Origin of the sequence: Kitasatospora papulosa, assembly GCF_000717245.1 — a bacterium.
Lineage (GTDB): Bacteria > Actinomycetota > Actinomycetes > Streptomycetales > Streptomycetaceae > Streptomyces > Streptomyces papulosus.
In genome coordinates, this window is record NZ_JNYQ01000001.1 from 806805 (window position 1) to 822600 (window position 15796).

The 15796-nt window shown below is 72.9% G+C and carries 17 protein-coding genes; 7 read left to right on the forward strand and 10 right to left on the reverse strand.

All coding sequences use genetic code 11. The features are described from left to right. Positions 1 to 46: 46 nt before the first annotated feature. From efeB to IA22_RS0103555, 5 genes are all read right to left on the reverse strand, one after another. Positions 47 to 1315 carry an iron uptake transporter deferrochelatase/peroxidase subunit gene (gene efeB, locus IA22_RS0103535; RefSeq protein WP_014156570.1) on the reverse strand — a complete coding sequence of 423 codons (1269 nt, stop codon included), beginning with the start codon at positions 1313 to 1315 and terminating at the stop codon, positions 47 to 49. Positions 1316 to 1327: 12 nt separating this feature from the next. Continuing rightward, positions 1328 to 2464, reverse strand: a complete 1137-nt coding sequence (gene efeO, locus IA22_RS0103540; RefSeq protein ID WP_030122711.1) for an iron uptake system protein EfeO — start codon at positions 2462 to 2464, stop codon at positions 1328 to 1330. A 186-nt stretch (positions 2465 to 2650) separates the two neighbouring features. Next, positions 2651 to 3490: a heme ABC transporter ATP-binding protein gene (locus IA22_RS0103545; protein WP_015576948.1), complete on the reverse strand. Its 840-nt coding sequence runs from the start codon at positions 3488 to 3490 to the stop codon at positions 2651 to 2653. Continuing rightward, complete coding sequence (locus IA22_RS0103550) at positions 3487 to 4569, reverse strand: FecCD family ABC transporter permease (protein WP_030122712.1); 1083 nt, start codon at positions 4567 to 4569, stop codon at positions 3487 to 3489. Before IA22_RS0103550 ends, IA22_RS0103545 begins: the two co-directional genes overlap by 4 nt. Then, the gene (locus IA22_RS0103555; RefSeq protein WP_015576946.1) at positions 4566 to 5630 is read right to left on the reverse strand and encodes a heme/hemin ABC transporter substrate-binding protein; all 1065 of its coding nucleotides are present in this window, start codon (positions 5628 to 5630) and stop codon (positions 4566 to 4568) included. Before IA22_RS0103555 ends, IA22_RS0103550 begins: the two co-directional genes overlap by 4 nt. A gap of 118 nt (positions 5631 to 5748) precedes the next feature. Between IA22_RS0103555 and IA22_RS0103560 the strand changes: the two genes are divergently transcribed. From IA22_RS0103560 to IA22_RS0103570, 3 genes are all read left to right on the forward strand, one after another. Beyond that, the gene (locus tag IA22_RS0103560) at positions 5749 to 7143 is read left to right on the forward strand and encodes an HtaA domain-containing protein (protein WP_015576945.1); all 1395 of its coding nucleotides are present in this window, start codon (positions 5749 to 5751) and stop codon (positions 7141 to 7143) included. 40 nt (positions 7144 to 7183) lie between these two features. Next, positions 7184 to 8746, forward strand: a complete 1563-nt coding sequence (locus IA22_RS0103565) for an HtaA domain-containing protein (protein ID WP_030122713.1) — start codon at positions 7184 to 7186, stop codon at positions 8744 to 8746. Positions 8747 to 8835: 89 nt separating this feature from the next. After that, positions 8836 to 9552 carry a PhzF family phenazine biosynthesis protein gene (locus IA22_RS0103570; protein ID WP_015576943.1) on the forward strand — a complete coding sequence of 239 codons (717 nt, stop codon included), beginning with the start codon at positions 8836 to 8838 and terminating at the stop codon, positions 9550 to 9552. 42 nt (positions 9553 to 9594) lie between these two features. Here IA22_RS0103570 and IA22_RS0103575 read toward each other — a convergent pair whose 3' ends face one another. Beyond that, on the reverse strand, positions 9595 to 10263 hold the full coding sequence (locus tag IA22_RS0103575) for a biliverdin-producing heme oxygenase (protein WP_014156578.1): 669 nt from the start codon (positions 10261 to 10263) through the stop codon (positions 9595 to 9597). A gap of 172 nt (positions 10264 to 10435) precedes the next feature. Next, positions 10436 to 11293: a type I methionyl aminopeptidase gene (gene map / locus IA22_RS0103580; protein ID WP_015576942.1), complete on the reverse strand. Its 858-nt coding sequence runs from the start codon at positions 11291 to 11293 to the stop codon at positions 10436 to 10438. A 58-nt stretch (positions 11294 to 11351) separates the two neighbouring features. Here map and IA22_RS0103585 point away from each other — a divergent pair, with 58 nt between their 5' ends. Further along, positions 11352 to 11585 carry a hypothetical protein gene (locus tag IA22_RS0103585; RefSeq protein WP_014156580.1) on the forward strand — a complete coding sequence of 78 codons (234 nt, stop codon included), beginning with the start codon at positions 11352 to 11354 and terminating at the stop codon, positions 11583 to 11585. On the opposite strand, the gene IA22_RS0103590 is transcribed toward IA22_RS0103585, so the two are convergent. Both IA22_RS0103590 and IA22_RS0103595 read right to left on the reverse strand, forming a co-directional pair. Beyond that, positions 11582 to 12889, reverse strand: a complete 1308-nt coding sequence (locus IA22_RS0103590; RefSeq protein ID WP_030122714.1) for an MFS transporter — start codon at positions 12887 to 12889, stop codon at positions 11582 to 11584. The two genes, IA22_RS0103585 and IA22_RS0103590, sit on opposite strands and share 4 nt — an antisense overlap. A 44-nt stretch (positions 12890 to 12933) precedes the next feature. Then, positions 12934 to 13536: a hypothetical protein gene (locus IA22_RS0103595; protein ID WP_014156582.1), complete on the reverse strand. Its 603-nt coding sequence runs from the start codon at positions 13534 to 13536 to the stop codon at positions 12934 to 12936. A 118-nt stretch (positions 13537 to 13654) separates the two neighbouring features. Here IA22_RS0103595 and IA22_RS0103600 point away from each other — a divergent pair, with 118 nt between their 5' ends. The 3 genes from IA22_RS0103600 to IA22_RS0103610 all read left to right on the forward strand — a co-directional run bounded on the left by IA22_RS0103600 (position 13655) and on the right by IA22_RS0103610 (position 14976). Beyond that, a complete protein-coding gene (locus IA22_RS0103600) occupies positions 13655 to 13993 on the forward strand; it encodes a hypothetical protein (protein WP_030122715.1) in 339 nt (112 codons plus the stop codon). A gap of 10 nt (positions 13994 to 14003) precedes the next feature. Continuing rightward, positions 14004 to 14714, forward strand: a complete 711-nt coding sequence (gene npdG / locus IA22_RS0103605) for an NADPH-dependent F420 reductase (RefSeq protein WP_014156584.1) — start codon at positions 14004 to 14006, stop codon at positions 14712 to 14714. Positions 14715 to 14793: 79 nt separating this feature from the next. Then, entirely contained in the window at positions 14794 to 14976 is a 183-nt protein-coding gene (locus IA22_RS0103610; protein ID WP_014156585.1) for a hypothetical protein, read from the forward strand. On the opposite strand, the gene IA22_RS0103615 is transcribed toward IA22_RS0103610, so the two are convergent. Further along, positions 14973 to 15785 carry a site-2 protease family protein gene (locus IA22_RS0103615; RefSeq protein WP_014156586.1) on the reverse strand — a complete coding sequence of 271 codons (813 nt, stop codon included), beginning with the start codon at positions 15783 to 15785 and terminating at the stop codon, positions 14973 to 14975. The genes IA22_RS0103610 and IA22_RS0103615 overlap by 4 nt on opposite strands. Positions 15786 to 15796: the final 11 nt, after the last annotated feature.

Consider the following 15796-nt stretch of genomic DNA (forward strand, 5'->3'; position numbering starts at 1 on the left):
GTGCGGATCATGAGAACGGTGTCCGGGCCGCGCGGGCCCGTCCGGGTCAGGCGAACAGCGCCCGGCCCCACCAGTCGTCCGCGTCACGGACGCCGGGCGGAACGGCGAAGACCGCCGAACCCACGTGCTGGATGTATTCGTTGAGCGCGTCCGAGGCGGCGAGGCGGCGCTGCACCGGGATGAAGCCCCTGCGGACGTCCCGCTGGTAGGCGAGGAAGAACAGGCCCGCGTCGAGCCTGCCCAGTCCGTCGGTGCCGTCGGTGAAGGAGTAGCCGCGGCGGAGGATCGTCGCCCCGTCGTTGCTGTCCGGGTGGGCCAGGCGTACGTGCGCGGTCGGCAGCATCGCCTTCAGGAACGGTTCGTCCCGCTCCTTCGCCTTCCCGACCGGGGCGCCCTCGCCCTTGTCACGGCCGAAGATGTCCTCCTGCTCCTGCAGAGGGGCCCGGTCCCACGTCTCGATGTGCATACGGATGCGCCGGGCCACCAGGTACGACCCGCCGGCCATCCAGTCGGTGCCGTCCGCGGCGCCGGCCCACACGTGCTTCGTCAGGGCGGCCTCGTCCGTGCCCGCGATGTTCCGGGTGCCGTCCTTGAACCCCATCATGTTGCGCGGGGTCTGGGTGCCCGGCGTCGTCGAGGACGTCTTGCCGAACCCCAGCTGCGACCAGCGCACGGCCGTGCGTCCCATCCCGATCCTGGCGAGGTTCCTGATGGCGTGCACGGCGACCTGCGGGTCGTCGGCACAGGCCTGTACGCACAGGTCCCCGCCGCTGCGCGCCGCGTCCAGGTTGTCGCCGGGGAACTTCGGCAGGTCCACCAGGGCCTCGGGCCGCCGGTCCTCCAGACCGAAGCGGTCCTCGGCGAACAGGGACGGGCCGAAGCCGATGGTGAGCGTCAGCCGGGACGGCCTGAGCCCCAGCGCCTCACCCGTGTCGTCCGGCGGCGCCTCCGCGGCCCCTCCGTACGCGCCCTCGCCGACGGCGCGTCCCGCCGTCATCCGCTCGGCGGCCCGGGTCCACTCCCTGAGGAGGGCCATCAGTTCCGCCCTGTCCTTCGTGGTCACGTCGAACGCGGCGAAGTGCAGCCTGTCCTGCACGGCGGTGGCGATCCCCGCCTGGTGCGCCCCGTGGAAGGGCACCGCCGCGCCGCTGTCCGACGCCGGCTCCGTGTCCCCGCCGGAGCGCACCGCGGCGACCGCGCCGCCCGCCGCCACCGCACCGAGCGCCAGCCCGGCACCGCCCCAGCCCAGCAGGGCGCGGCGCGAAGGGGCGGTCGCGCCGGCCGGCTCGCCGCCCTCGGTCCCGGTCTCGCTCATGATCGCTTTCCCTTACTTCGTGACCGCGGCGGCCAGCTTGGACAGCGGCTCCGCGAGCGCGTTGACCGCGTCGGAGAGCTCCTTGCGGTCCGCCTTGCCGACCTTGTCGTACGAGGTGAAGTCGTAGGACGTCCGGTCCGCGCGGTACCGGTCCAGGAGCGCGTCCAGCGCCGCGAACTGCTTGTCGAGGGAGGCGGTCAGCGCGGCGTCGTTCTTGGCCGCGATCGGCTTCAGGAGCTCGTACGACCGCTCCGCGCCCTCGACGTTCGCCTTGAAGTCGACCAGGTCGGTGTGGCTGTAGCGCTCCTCCTCGCCGGTCACCTTGCCGGTGGCCACCTCGTCGAGGAGCTCCTTGGCGCCGTTCGCCATCGACGTCGGGCTGATGTCCGCCCGGCCGACCCGCTTCTGCCAGTCCTGGAGGTCCTTGTAGAGGGTGGGGGCGAGTGCCTTCTCCTCGGCGCCCAGCTTCCCGTCCTGCCACAGCGCCTTCTCCAGGCGGTGCCACCCGGTCCACTCCTGGCCGTCCTCCAGGCCGTCCTCACGGACGTCGACCTTGGGGTCGATGTCGCCGAAGGACTCGGCGACCGGCTCGGTCCTCTCCCAGCCGATCCGGGAGGCGGCGTACGCCTTCTTCGCCGCCTCGACGTCGCCCGCGGCGACGGCGTCCGTGAACACCTTCACCTTGGGCAGCGTCTCGTCGGCCTGCGCCTGCACATAGGTGCGGTAGCCGGCCACGGCCTTGTCCATCTCGGGGCTGCGCGCGGCGGCGGTGCCTCCGGTGACCTCGACCGTCTGCCGGATGCCCTTGCCCTTCATGCCGGGTTTGCAGGCGATCTCGTAGGTGCCGGCCTTGATCTCGGCGGTGATCTTCGCCTTGGTGCCCGGACCGATGTTCTCGCGCTCGGTGACGATCCTGTCGTCCGGGAAGAGGACGTAGACCTCGGTGACCTTGGAGCCCTTGTTCTGCACGGCGAGTTCGACGTGCCCGGCCGGGATCTTCTTCGAAGACACCTCGCAGGAGTCGTCCTTGGCGACCACCTGGACGGCGCCGTCGCCCTTGCCGTCGCTCTTCTCGGCGCAGCCCGTGACGGCGGTCAGTGCGGCCACCGCGGCGACAGCGGTGACGACGGAGGGACGAAGGGCTCGCATGAGGGCTCCACAGGGGTGAAAGAGCGGGGGGACGACGAGGAGAAAGCAGGTGAGGCTGGCCTAACTTAACCGTGTCCCGCGGTGCCGCCACCCGTCGGTGAGGTGATTCGGGTCTCACTCGACCGCGCCGGAAACGGACCGGTCACGGTGTATTCATGGGGAACCCACAGGAAGGTCAAACGCGGGTCAAGCAAGCCTTTTCGGAACGACGAGCGGCACCCCGGTCCGCGGGTGCGGGAACACCTCGACCGGCTGCCGGTAGACCTCCCCGAGCAGCGCGCCGGTGAACACCTCGGCGGGGGGACCGTCCACCGCGACCCGGCCGCCGTGGAGCACCACGGCCCGGTCCGCGTAGGCCGCGGCGAGCCCGAGGTCGTGGAGTACCACGACCACGGCGTCCCCGGCGGCGGCCCGTTCGCGGCAGATCCGTAGGACCAGTTCCTGGTGGCGCAGATCCAGCGCGGCCGTCGGTTCGTCCAGGAGCAGCAGCGGGGCGCTCTGGGCCAGGGCCCGGGCCAGGGCGACCCGGGCGCGTTCGCCCCCGGACAGCGCCGAGAAGGGACGGGTGGCGAAACCGGTCACCTCCGTGGCCGCCATCGCGGCGGCGACCACGGTGTCGTCCTCGTCCTCCCGTGCCGTCCCCGCCCAGGGCGCCCGTCCCATCCGTACGACGTCCTCGACCGGGAAGGGGAAGGCGAGCGCGGCGGACTGCGGCAGGACGGCCCGGCGCAGGGCCAGTTCCGCGGCCGTCCAGCGCGTGGCCGGCCGGCCGTCCACGCGTATCTCGCCGCTGTCCACGGGCAGGTCCGCGGCCAGCGCCGCCAGCAGGGTCGACTTCCCGGCGCCGTTCGGGCCGACGAGGGCCAGTACCTCGCCGGCCCGGACGGTGAGGTCCACGGAGTCGAGGACCGGACGCCCGCCCAGCCGGACGCCCACCCCGGCCGCCTCGGCGGCGGTGGAGCCGGCCGGAACCGGGAAGGGGAGCTCCCGGCGACGGGGCGCGAGCAGCGCCTTGAACGGGTTCATGCCCAACCACCTTGCCTGCGACGGGTCCTGCGCAGCAGCCAGAAGAAGAACGGGCTGCCGAAGAGGGCGGTCAGCACGCCGAGCGGAAGCTCGGCGGGATCGGCGACGGTGCGCGCCGCGAGGTCGCCCGCCACCAGCACGAGGGCACCGCCGAGCGCACTGCCGGGGACGAGGAAGCGGTGTCCGGGGCCGTTCGCCATCCGCAGCAGATGCGGGACGAGCAGCCCGACGAAGGAGATGATCCCGGCGACGGCGACCGCCGCGGCCGTCAGCAGTGCCACGACCAGGACGAGGACGATCCGCAGCCGTTCGACGTCGACGCCCAGGTGCCGCGCGGGGCGCTCGCCGAGCGCGAGCAGATCCAGCTTCCTGGCGTGGAACGGGGCGACGAGGAGTCCCAGTGCCGCGCACGGCAGCACGGCGAGCACCTTCGGCCAGGTCGCCTGGGACAGCGAACCGAGCTGCCAGAACGTGATCTGGGTGATCTGGGCGTTGTCGGCGAAGAAGATGAACAGACCGATCAGGGCCCCGGCGAAGGCGTTGACGGCGATACCGGTCAGGATCAGCGTCACGACCTCGGTCCGGCCCCCGGAACGGGAGAGCACGTACACCAGCAGGACCGTGGCGAGACCGGAGACGAACGCGCAGACGGTGATCGTCCAGTTGCCGAAGAACGTCAGCCCCAGGGCGATCGAGGCGACCGCGCCGACCGCGGCCCCCGAGGAGATCCCGATGACGCCGGGCTCGGCCAGGGGGTTGCCGAACACCCCCTGCATCAGCGCGCCCGCGCAGCCGAGTGAGGACCCGACGAGCAGCGCGAGGGTGACCCTCGGCAGCCGTACGTTCCACAGGACGCTCTCGGCGACCCGGTCCAGCGCCTGACCGCCGAGACCGACGCGGTGCTGGAGGGAGGAGAGGACGTCACCGAGCGGGATGTCGTACGCGCCGAGGCCCGCGGAGAGCAGGCAGCCGACGAGGAGCGCGGCGGACAGGGCGGCTGTGAGGGCGAACGTCCTGCCGCGCCGAGCCGGGGCGCCGGCGGACGGTGCGGTGGATCCGTCGCACGGGGCCGCGGTCACGCGCCCTCCCCGGCTTCCGGGTAGAGCTGTTCCACCAGTTCGGCCAGCACCCGGTCGGTGCGCGGCCCGTAGTTCAGCAGCACCCCGTCGTCGACCGAGACGACCCGGCGGTCCATCCCGGCGGGCGTCTGCGCCACTCCGGGGATGTTCACCAGGCCGTCGACGCCGCCCACGGAGTCGAGGCCCTTGGTCATGACGAGGATCGCGTCCGGCGCGGCCTCGGCGAGCGCTTCGCCGGTGATCGCGGTGAAGTCCTTGGTCAGCCCGGAGGCCTTGCCCGCGTCGACCGCGCCCGCCGCTTCGAGCAGCGAGCTCGCCCCGGACCTCGCGCCGCCCAGCAGATAGACGGAGGCCGAACCGCGCAGGTAGAGGAAGGCGACGCGAGGTGCCGCGTCGTCGCCGCGCGCGGGAATCGTCCTCCGTACGGCGGCGATGCGGGCCTCGGTGCGCTCCTTCAGCCGGTCGCCCGCGGTGGGCACGCCCAGGGCCTCGGCGACCGTGCCGATCCGGCGGCCCACGTCGGCCAGTTCCGCCGCCGGTTCGACGACGACGAGGGGGATCCCCGCGTCACGGATCTGGGCGATCGCCTCGGCGGGTCCCGTCGTGGTGTCCGCGAGGACGACCGTCGGCCGCAGGGACAGCACGCTCTCGGCCGACACGTCATGAGCCCGCGTCACCACGGGCAGGTCCGCTGCCTGTTCGAAGGTGGCGGTGATGTCGCGGGCCACGACCCGTTCGCCGAGCCCGAGCGTGAACACGATCTCGCTGAGCGATCCGGTCAGCGGGACGATCCGGTCCGCCGAGGTGACGGTGACGTCCTCGCCGTCCGCCGAGGGCACCGTGACGGGCAGTCGTGGTCCGGCGCTCCCGGTCAGGGGTTCGACGGCGTCGGCCGCCGTGGACGGGGCCGGTGCGACGGCCCCGGGGGCGGGGACCGCTCCCGTGCCGCAGCCGGCGAGAGCGGCGCCGAGGGCCACGACGGCGGCCAGGACCCCGGTCCGGCCTGTCCGCCGGCGCGGAGCTCTGCGGTCCGCCGGGGCGGAGAACTGGGGCAATCGCACGGGGCACCGTCCTGGGGCTGTTGCGGGAGCGAAGTGCCGGAGGGGGTTCCGGTTCGCACTGGCGAGATGAAATATTAGGTTAGCCTTACCTCACCTTCTAGCCCTCGGGAGGGCTCCCATGCCGTCGTCCCCCTCGGTCCGCGCGCCGGCCGTCGTGCTTCTCGCGGTGCTTCTCGGGGCGCTGCTTCCGGCCCCCGCCGCACAGGCGGCGAGCCGCACGGTGCAGGGCGGCCGACTGGACTGGGGCATCAGGTCCTCCTTCCAGAGCTATGTCACCGGACCTGTCGCGCAGGGCAGTTGGAGCCTGACCGGCGGGGCGGCGACCGTCGGCGGGAGTCAGTTCCGCTTCCACTCGGCCACCGGCTCCTACGACCCGGGGAGCGGCGCCTTCCGGGCGGGGTTCTCCGGCGGGGTCCACTTCGTGGGCCACCGGCAGGCCGACGGCGGACACGAGCTCGACCTCACCATCAGCCGCCCCACGGTCCGGATCGAGTCAGGCACCGGAACCCTCTACGCCGACATGGCCGGCAAGGAGAGGGGGAGCGGCCGGGTCACCACCTCCTCCCAGGTGCCGCTGGCCACCCTCGGCCTCTCCGGGATCGACATGAGGGGCGGCTCCACACCCGTCAGCCTCGTCGGTGTCCCGGCGACGCTCACTCCGCAGGGCGCGAGCGCCTTCGCCGGGTACTACGCGGCCGGGACCCCTCTGGACCCGGTGAGCCTCTCCGTCGACACGAACGCCCCGGCGGCCGCGAAGACCACGAAGTCCCCGCAGCCCTCACCGTCGCCGTCCGCGACGAGGAAGAAGGAGAGCGCGGCCCGCGTCGAGGACGCCGCCGTCGACTGGGGCGTGCGCCGCACCTTCCGTGAGTACGTCACCGGCTCAGTCGGCCGGGGGCGATGGGCCCTCTCCGGCGGCGCCCAGGACGGCGGCGCGGTGTTCCGCTTCCCGCAGGGCAAGGGCACGTACGACGCCGGGAGCGAGAAGCTGGAGGCCGTCTTTGCCGGTGCCGTCCGCTTCACCGCGGCCGACGGCCTCGACCTGCGGCTCGCCGGGCTCACCGCCCGGGTGTCCTCCGGCACGGGCACGCTGCTCGCGGACGTGACCCGCGGCGGTGCCACCGAGAAGGCCGTCCCCCTCGTCACCTTCGCCGCCGGGGGCCTCGCTCCCGAGGACGGACTCGCCGTCCTCACCGAGGCACCCGCGACCCTGACGGCCGAGGGCGCGAAGGCCTTCGGCTCCCTCTACAGGGCCGGTACCGAGATGGACCCGGTCTCCCTCGCCGTCGCCCTCGACGCGAAGGCGGAACTGCCCGCGCTGCCCGACCTGGGCACCGGGGCCGACCCGTCCGACGCGCCCGCGACGCACTCCGCCGGGACCCCCGCCGCCCGCCCCGCGGCCGCGGAGTCCGGCTCCCGAACCCCTCTCGCCGTCGGGGGCGGGGCCGCGATCGCCGCGGCCGTCGCCGCCGTGCTGTACGCGGCCCGGCGCCGCCGTGCACGGAACACCTGACCACCCCTCTCATCAGCCACGTCCCCCAGGAGTCACCGTCATGTCAGCAAGCCGCAGACCCGTCACCCTCGCCGCGGCGGTCGCCACGGCCGCCGCCCTCGGGGCGACGTTCGCCCTCCCCGCCCTCGCGGCCGGCGAGGCGGCTCCCGCCGCCGCGCCCGCGTCCGTCATGGAACTGACGGACGGCACCCTCGACTGGGGCTTCAAGGAGTCGTTCCGCCGGTACATCGGCGGCGCGGGCACGATCACGGTCAAGGACGGCGCCACCCAGGCGGCCGGGAACGGGATCTTCACGTTCGGCAACGGCAGGGGCACGTACGACACGGCCACGCACGGCACCGACACGGCCTTCGACGGCAGCGTCAACTTCAGCGCCCACGGCGGCGTCCTCGACATCACCCTCTCCGGCGTCAAGGTCTCCACGAGCGGAACGTCCGGCGCCGTCACCGTCGACCTGAAGACCCCGCAGGGCACCGAGAACGACGTCGAGTTCGCCGAGCTCGACCTGTCCGCGGTCCGGCCCGGCCAGGGGGAGGGCGGCGCGATGGTCTTCAAGGACATCCCCTCGAAGCTGACGAAGGCCGGCTCGGCGGCCTTCAACGGCATGTACGCGGAGGGCGAGGCCCTCGACCCGGCCACCCTCTCGGTGAAGGCGGTCACGACGCCCCCGACCGAGGGGCCGACGAAGGAACCCACCGAGGAACCCACGAAGGAGCCGTCCGAGGAGCCGACGAAGGAGCCCACGAAGGAGCCGACCGAGGCGCCCACCGCCGCGCCCACGGACAGGCCCACCACCCCCGCGCCCTCCGCCTCCGCCCCGGCGGACGGGCAGGGCGAGATCGTCGACGGCGCCCTGGACTGGGGCGTGAAGGAGTCCTTCCGCTCGTACGTCACCGGTCCCGTGGCGAACGGCAGGGTCGAGACGGGGGGCGGCGCCACCGCGTCGGCCGCCGGCTACCGCTTCCCCGACGCGACGGGCGGCTTCGACGCCGACGAGCAGACCCTGGACGCCGCGTTCGACGGCACGGTCCGCTTCCTCGGCCACAAGGAGGGCGACGCCTACACGCTGGACCTCTCCCTCACCGGACTCGAGATCCGGCTCGAGGACGGTGCGGGCACCCTGGTCGCCGACGTCTCCAGCAAGGACCGCGAGACCAGGAAGGTCACCACCCGCACGGACCTCGAGATCGCCGACCTGAAGCTCCCCGCCGGCGAACTCGAGGCGAAGGACGGCGTGGTGACGCTCTCGGCGGTGCCCGCCACCCTGACCGCGGACGGCACCGAGGCGTTCGGAGGGATGTACGCCAAGGGCACCCAGCTCGACGCGCTGACCGTCTCCGTCGCCCTCGACGAGGACGCCGAACTCCCCGCCGCCACCGCCGGATCGGGCGCCACCGGCGGCTCGGGCACCACCACGGGCTCGGGCGGAACCGGCTCCGCGACCGGTGCCACGGTCGGGGGCGGCGGAACCGTGGGCGGCTCGGCCTCCCTCGCCTCCACGGGCGCCGGGCTCCCGGCCGGTGCGCTGATCGCGGCTTCCGGCGTCGTCGTGGCGGCGGGCGCCGGCGTGGTGATCGCCGCACGCCGTCGTCGTACGGTCTGACCCCGTCCCCGCGGTACACGGGCCGCACCGGCGCACCCGCCGGTGCGGCCCGTCAGGTTCGGGGCTCCGAGCGGTGCTTGAATGCGTGTGTGAACGACTTCGACGTACCCGACGGCATCGACGTCCTGCGTGTGTTCTGCGGCCCGGACGGCAGCAACGGCAACGCACTCGGTGTCGTGCGCGACGGGCGCAGGTATCCCGACAACGACTCCCGGCAGGCGCTCGCACGCAAACTCGGCTTCAGCGAGACGGTGTTCGTGGACGATCCCGAGCGCGGCACCGTCGACATCCGCACCCCCGGCCTGAGGCTCCCCTTCGCGGGGCACCCTCTGGTCGGCGCCGCGTGGCTGCTCGACCTGGAGATCCTCGAACTGCCCATCGGGGACGTGACGGCGCGCCAGGACGGCGAGTTCACCTGGATCACGGGCCGGCCCGAATGGGCACCGCCCAGGACGCTGGAGCAGTACGCGTCGGCCGCCGAGGTCGAGGCGCTGACGGGCCCGCCGCCGGGCGAGGGCCGGCTCTACGTCTGGGCCTGGGAGGACGAGGCGGCCGGCCGGGTACGGGCACGGTCCTTCCCCCGCAGCTCCGAGGAGCCCGGCGACAGTCGCTCCGGTGGAGCAGGGGCTCACGCCGGGGGGACGGACGAGGACGAGGCGACCGGTGCGGCGGCCATGCAGCTGAGCGCCGAGCTCGGCCGGGCCCTCAACATCACCCAGGGGCGCGGCTCCCAGATCCTCACCGCGCCCGCGCCGGACGGCACGATGGAGGTGGGGGGCCGCGTCCTGCTGGCGGTCGCGTCCTGACGGGCCGGGACCCGCGGGCCCCGGCCCGTCAGCACGGGGGCCTCACGCGCTGAGCGGGAAGACCTCGCCGAGCTCACGGAAGACGGCGGTGTTCAGCGCGAAGGCGCGCTTGCACTCGTCGACGATCCGCTGCTTCTCCAGATCGTCGGCGTCCACCGCGTCCAGCAGCTCCCGGTACTCCCGCTTGAAGGCCGCCGGGTTCGAGATCTGCTCGAACACGTAGAACCGGACCCCGTCGCCCTTGCGCTCGAAGCCCCAGGTCTTCTCCGCGGTGCCGCGGATGATCTGGCCGCCCGAGAGGTCGCCCAGGTAGCGGGTGTAGTGGTGCGCCACGTATCCCGCGGGCCACTCGCGGGCGCACTCGGCGACCCGTGCGGCGTAGGCGGCGGTGGCGGGCAGCGGCTCCAGGCCCTCGCGCCACCCCTCGCCCCGCAGGTGGGCGAGGTCGCGCTCCAGTTCGGCCGTGCGCATCAGCTCCGGCTGGACGAACGGCCCGGCGACCGGGTGCTCGCGCAGGGCCCCCGCCCCGTCCTCCAGCGCCCGGTAGACGAACCACAGCTGCTCGGTGTAGCGCGTGTACGCCTCCACGCCCAGCCGTCCGCCGAGCATGTCGCTCATGAAGGTCGAGGACTCCGCCTCCGTGTGCTGCTCGTGCGAAGCGGTGCGGATCAGGGTGGAGAAGGGCGTGGCGGTCGTGGCGGTCGAGTCCAAGGCGGGCCTCCGGGGACCGAGAGGGACGGGAAGTCCGGACGGAAATGCTCATCCCGGCAGCAGCTGCGTACGCCGCCGCGCACCGGTACGACGATCCTCCTACTTAGGCTTACCTAAGTCAACAGGTTCCCGACCTGCTGTCGGTAAGGGGCGCGCCTCGGGTGGCGCCGTCCTACGGAAGCGTCAGGATCTCCGCCCCGGTCCCGGTCACCACCAGGGTGTGCTCGAACTGGGCGGTCCGCTTCCGGTCCTTCGTCACCACGGTCCAGCCGTCGTCCCACATGTCGTAGTCATGGGTCCCGAGCGTCAGCATCGGCTCGATGGTGAAGGTCATCCCGGGCTGCATCACGGTCGTCGCGTGCGGGCTGTCGTAGTGCGGGATGATCAGGCCGGAGTGGAACGAGGAGTTGATCCCGTGCCCCGTGAAGTCCCGCACCACCCCGTAGCCGAACCGCTTCGCGTACGACTCGATGACACGGCCGATCACATTGATCTGCCGGCCGGGACGCACCGCCTTGATCGCGCGGTTCAGCGACTCCCGGGTGCGCTCGACGAGGAGCCGCGACTCCTCGTCGACGTCGCCGCAGAGGTAGGTGGCGTTGTTGTCCCCGTGCACGCCGTCGATGTAGGCGGTGACGTCGAGGTTCACGATGTCACCGTCCCGCAGCACGGTGGAGTCCGGGATGCCGTGGCAGATGACCTCGTTGAGCGAGGTGCACAGCGACTTCGGGAAGCCCCGGTAGCCGAGGGTCGACGGGTAGGCCCCGTGGTCGACCATGAACTCATGGGCGACCCGGTCGAGTTCGTCGGTGGTGACCCCCGGGGCGATGAGCTTGGCGGCCTCCTCCATCGCCTGCGCCGCGATGCGGCCCGCGATCCGCATGCGCTCCACGGTGTCGGAGTCCTGGATCTCCGGTCCGTCGTACGGCGTGGGTGCGGGCTTCCCCACGTACTCGGGGCGCCGGATCCTTCCGGGGACGGAGCGGACGGGAGTGATCTCCCCTGGTACGAGAAGTGACTGGCCAGACATGTCAGCGAGTCTAACCAGCGTGCTCGGGGCACCATGGCAACGAGGAAAGGATCCCGCAATGGCCCTGTTCAAGAAGCGCACGGTGGGCAAACCGGGCGAATGGTACTACTGCCTGGAGCACAAATCGGTTGAGGAGGGCCCCGAGTGCCCCGCGAAGGACCGTTTCGGCCCGTACGCCACCCGGGGGGAGGCGCAGCGCGCGATGGACACGGCGCGTGAGCGGAACCTGGAGTGGGAGAACGACCCGAAGTGGCACGACCGCCAGGACGGGACGACGGACGACGGCCGCTAGACGCCGGGCAGGACGCCGGGCTCCGCGTCGGGCCGGTCCCCCGCGGGGCCGGCCCCCGCCGCACGTCTGCGGCTCGCGTCCTCGTCCGTCGCGGAGTCGTACGTCAGCAGCTTCGGCAGCGCCGCGGCCAGCAGCGCCACCGAGGCGACGCACGCCACCCCGCCGGACCACACGGCGGAGCGGGTCCCCGTCCAGCCGGCCATCGCACCGGCCCGTACCTGGCCCAGCTGCGGGCCCACGCTGTACGACAGCACCTCGATCCCGGCGAGCCGCCCCCGCAGTTCGTCCGGGATCGTCTGGTTCCAGATCGTCGACCTGCCGAGACCGCTGAGCATGTCGCCCGCCCCGGCGAGGGCGAGGCAGACCAGGACGATCCAGATGTTCTGGAACCACCCGGCGGCCGCGATCGCCAGTCCCCAGCCCGCGGCCCCGCCCGCGACGAACAGCCCGTGCCGGCGCACCCGCGAGGTCCAGCCGCTGGTCAGGCCCAGCGCCAGGGAGCCGACCGACCCCGCCGCGTACATCAGGCCCAGGGCCCACTCCGCGTCGAGATCGTCCGCCAGGAACGGGAAGACCGCGTTCGGGAAGGCGAAGAACATCGCGGCGAGGTCGACGGCGTACGTCCCGAGCAGCACCGGGCGGCTCCACGCGTAGCGGGCGCCCTCGGCGATCCCGCGCAGGGACGGTTTCTCGGCGTCATGGGCGGGCGGCGCCGGGGAGAGCCGCAGACAGAGCAGCACCGAGAGGGCGAACGTGACGACGGTGACGCCGTAGGCGGTGGCGTGCCCCGCGTAGGCCACCACCACCCCCGCCAGCGAAGGCCCCGCGATGGCGCCGACCTGCCAGCGCAGCGAGTTCAGCGCGGCCGCCGCCGTCTGCTGGTCGTGCGGCACGATCCTGGCCATGAGGGAGTCCAGCGCGGGCCGCTGCAGTCCGGCCAGTGCCGACACCCCGGCGGCCACGACGTACAGGGGCCAGAGCGCGGGCTCCGGGGCGAGCGCGTTGACCAGCAGCACCACGGCCAGCAGACCGAGCCCCGCCTCGGTGCCCAGGATGACCCTGCGGCGGTCCGCGGAGTCGGCCAGCGCGCCTCCGTACAGCCCGAAGACGACCAGCGGCACGAGTTCCACCGCGCCCATCGCGCCCACGGCGAGCGGCGAACCGGTGAGGTGCTTGATCTGCAGCGGCAACGCGATCAGCGCCATGAAGCTGCCGAAGTACGTCACGAGCCCCTGGACCCACAGCAGCCGGAAGTCGGCCGAGGAGCGCCAGGGTGAGAGGTCGGGCAGCAGGCGGGAGGTCACGAGGGGTCATGGTCCGTCGCGGCGCCCGCGGCGGCAACCGTATTTCACCAGCGCGGCGGGGGCGGAGCCGTCAGCTGGTCGGCGAGCCTGGACAGCCGGTCCCGGAACGACCCGCGGCCCCGGGGGGCGACCGCCACGTTCTCCCCGGCCGCCGCGCTCACCAGGTGCTGCACGGTGTCCAGGTCGACCTCGCCGTCGTCCGGGACCGTGAGCGCCTCGTGCGCGAGGCCCCGCACCTCCGTGTCGCCGCCGTCCAGCGACAGCACGGTCGCACCGGCCCTGCGCGCGTCGTGCACGCGCTCCAGCAGCCCGGCGTCAGGCCGCTCCGGCGCGACCATCAGCAGGGTCTCGCCCCGGCCGGCCGTCTCGATCCGGCCGAGTCCGACGGCCAGGTGCGCGGGATCGTCCGGCTCCACCCGGTGGCGTACGAGTGTGGGCCGCAGCTGCGGCAGGCCCGACCAGGTGGACTCGTCCGCCAGGTGCGCGGCCATGTGCCACGGTTCGTAGACCTCGGTTCCCACCAGCAGCAGCCCGCCGCCCCGGGGCACGACCGACGACCGCAGGGTCCGGGCGAACCCGCGGGCCGCCGTGGGCCACTCGGTACCGGCCAGGACTTCGCGCAGCAACGCGACACGCACAGCATCCATGGCCCGGCATCATGCCCCGGCCCTCCACCCGAGGCTGCCCGAACGCGGCAGTTCACCCGTACGAGGACTGCCAGGACGTGGCACTGCCCCTTCCGGCCGTCGCTGTCACGATGACGCCATGACTGCCGCACACACCTTCGCCTGGGCCTGGTCGCTCGGCTGGACCCTGCTGGTCCTGCCTCCGGCCCTCGCGCTCCTGCGCGGGTGGGCGCCCGCCTGGGTGCGCCGCCGCGCCACGCCGCGCATGGTCCGGATGCGGGGCGTCGGCGGGCTGATCCTCTGGGCGAGCGCCGTGACCTCGGCGGTCCTCCCGCTCGTCGGGGCCCGTACGGACGCGTGGTACCCCGCCAGGACCCTGGCGGGGCCGGTCGCGGTGATCACCGCCATCGCCCTCGTCGCCGTGACGGATGTCGCAGAGCGGCGCCGGCGACGGAACGCCGTCCCTACCTCGCAGTAGGGTCGGCGCCATGACAACCAATGACAGTGGAAGCGCCCCCAAGCCCCCCGCCAAGGACCCCTGGGACCTCCCCGACGTGTCCGGGCTGACCGTCGGCGTACTCGGTGGAACCGGCCCCCAGGGCCGCGGTCTCGCCTACCGCTTCGCCCGTGCGGGGCAGAAGGTCGTCATCGGCTCCCGTGCCGCCGACCGCGCCGAGGCCGCCGCCGCCGAACTGGGCCACGGCGTCGAGGGCGCGGACAACGCGGAGTGCGCGCGCCGCAGCGACATCGTGATCGTCGCCGTGCCGTGGGACGGCCACGCCAAGACGCTCGAGTCCCTGCGCGAGGAGCTCGCCGGGAAGCTCGTCGTCGACTGCGTCAACCCGCTCGGCTTCGACAAGAAGGGTGCCTTCGCCCTGAAGCCCGAGGAGGGCAGCGCCGCCGAGCAGGCCGCCGCCCTGCTGCCCGGCTCCCGGGTCACCGCCGCCTTCCACCACCTCTCGGCGGTGCTCCTGCAGGACGAGACCATCGAGGAGATCGACACCGACGTGATGGTGCTGGGCGAGGCGCGCGCCGACACCGACACCGTGCAGGCGCTCGCGGCCCGTATCCCCGGTATGCGCGGCGTCTTCGCCGGCCGGCTGCGCAACGCGCACCAGGTCGAGTCGCTCGTGGCGAACCTGATCTCCGTCAACCGCCGCTACAAGGCACACGCGGGGCTGCGCACCACCGACGTGTGAGCCCCTGACCCGAGCCGAATCGGGCATGAGGGACACTGGACGGGACCACGCACCATCCCCGGACAGGAGCACCGCCCTCATGCCCCGCCTCGCTCTCTACTCCCTCGCCGTCTGCGTCCTGGCCGTCGCCGCAGCCGTGGTGTCCTTCGTCGAGGGCAGCCTGCTCGGGATCGTCTGGGTGCTGCTGGCCGGCCTCTCCTCCAACATGGCGTGGTTCTACGTGCGCAGGCACCGCGCGGAGTCCCGCGCCGACGCCGCCTAACGGATCATCGCGCAGCCCGTGTCCTGGTCGCCGAACCACTCCTGCCAGAAGCGGTAGGTGTCGAGCCCGCAGTACGTCTCGACCTCGCTGACGCCCAGCCCCCGCAGCAGGGCGTCCACCGCGTCGAAGAAGACACCGTTGAGCTCCGGGATCCACAGGAGCGCGAACACGGCGATCAGCCCGAAGGGCGCGAAGGGTTCCACCTGGCGCCGGACCTTGTACGAGAGCCACGGCTCGATCACGCCGTAGCCGTCGAGCCCCGGGACCGGCAGGAAGTTCAGGATCGCCGCCGTCACCTGGAGCAGTGCCAGGAAGGCCAGCGCGAACCGGAAGGGCATCGGGACGCCGTCCAGGGCGCCCAGCCAGAACGGTGCCGTGCAGACGACGGCGAACAGCACGTTCGTCAGGGGGCCGGCCGCCGAGATCAGGCTGTGCTTCCAGCGTCCGCTGATGCGGCCGCGCTCGATGTAGACCGCCCCGCCCGGCAGGCCGATCCCGCCCATGATCACGAACAGGACCGGCAGCACGATGCTGAGCAGGGCATGGGTGTACTTGAGCGGGTTGAGCGTCAGATAGCCCTTCGCCCCGATCGAGATGTCACCGCTGTGCAGCGCGGTCCGCGCGTGCGCGTACTCGTGGAGGCAGAGCGAGACGATCCAGGCCGCGGTGACGAAGAGGAAGACCGCGAAACCGGTCTGCTCGGCGAAGTCCGTCCACACCGCCCAGCCCGAGACGGCCATCACGGCGAAGATCCCGACAAAGATCGGGCTGACCCGCCGGTCGCTGGGGCGGCGGAACGCGGTGGTCATCGGAGGCACTC

Excerpts from the sequence above, each read along its gene's own strand:
- efeB (WP_014156570.1), bottom strand. The coding sequence starts at position 1,315 with ATGAGCGAGACCGGGACCGAGGGCGGCGAGCCGGCCGGCGCGACCGCC.
- efeO (WP_030122711.1), bottom strand. The coding sequence starts at position 2,464 with ATGCGAGCCCTTCGTCCCTCCGTCGTCACCGCTGTCGCCGCGGTGGCC.
- IA22_RS0103545 (WP_015576948.1), bottom strand. The coding sequence starts at position 3,490 with ATGAACCCGTTCAAGGCGCTGCTCGCGCCCCGTCGCCGGGAGCTCCCC.
- IA22_RS0103560 (WP_015576945.1), top strand. The coding sequence starts at position 5,749 with ATGCCGTCGTCCCCCTCGGTCCGCGCGCCGGCCGTCGTGCTTCTCGCG.
- IA22_RS0103565 (WP_030122713.1), top strand. The coding sequence starts at position 7,184 with ATGTCAGCAAGCCGCAGACCCGTCACCCTCGCCGCGGCGGTCGCCACG.
- map (WP_015576942.1), bottom strand. The coding sequence starts at position 11,293 with ATGTCTGGCCAGTCACTTCTCGTACCAGGGGAGATCACTCCCGTCCGC.
- IA22_RS0103585 (WP_014156580.1), top strand. The coding sequence starts at position 11,352 with ATGGCCCTGTTCAAGAAGCGCACGGTGGGCAAACCGGGCGAATGGTAC.
- IA22_RS0103595 (WP_014156582.1), bottom strand. The coding sequence starts at position 13,536 with ATGGATGCTGTGCGTGTCGCGTTGCTGCGCGAAGTCCTGGCCGGTACC.
- IA22_RS0103600 (WP_030122715.1), top strand. The coding sequence starts at position 13,655 with ATGACTGCCGCACACACCTTCGCCTGGGCCTGGTCGCTCGGCTGGACC.
- npdG (WP_014156584.1), top strand. The coding sequence starts at position 14,004 with ATGACAACCAATGACAGTGGAAGCGCCCCCAAGCCCCCCGCCAAGGAC.
- IA22_RS0103610 (WP_014156585.1), top strand. The coding sequence starts at position 14,794 with ATGCCCCGCCTCGCTCTCTACTCCCTCGCCGTCTGCGTCCTGGCCGTC.
- IA22_RS0103615 (WP_014156586.1), bottom strand. The coding sequence starts at position 15,785 with ATGACCACCGCGTTCCGCCGCCCCAGCGACCGGCGGGTCAGCCCGATC.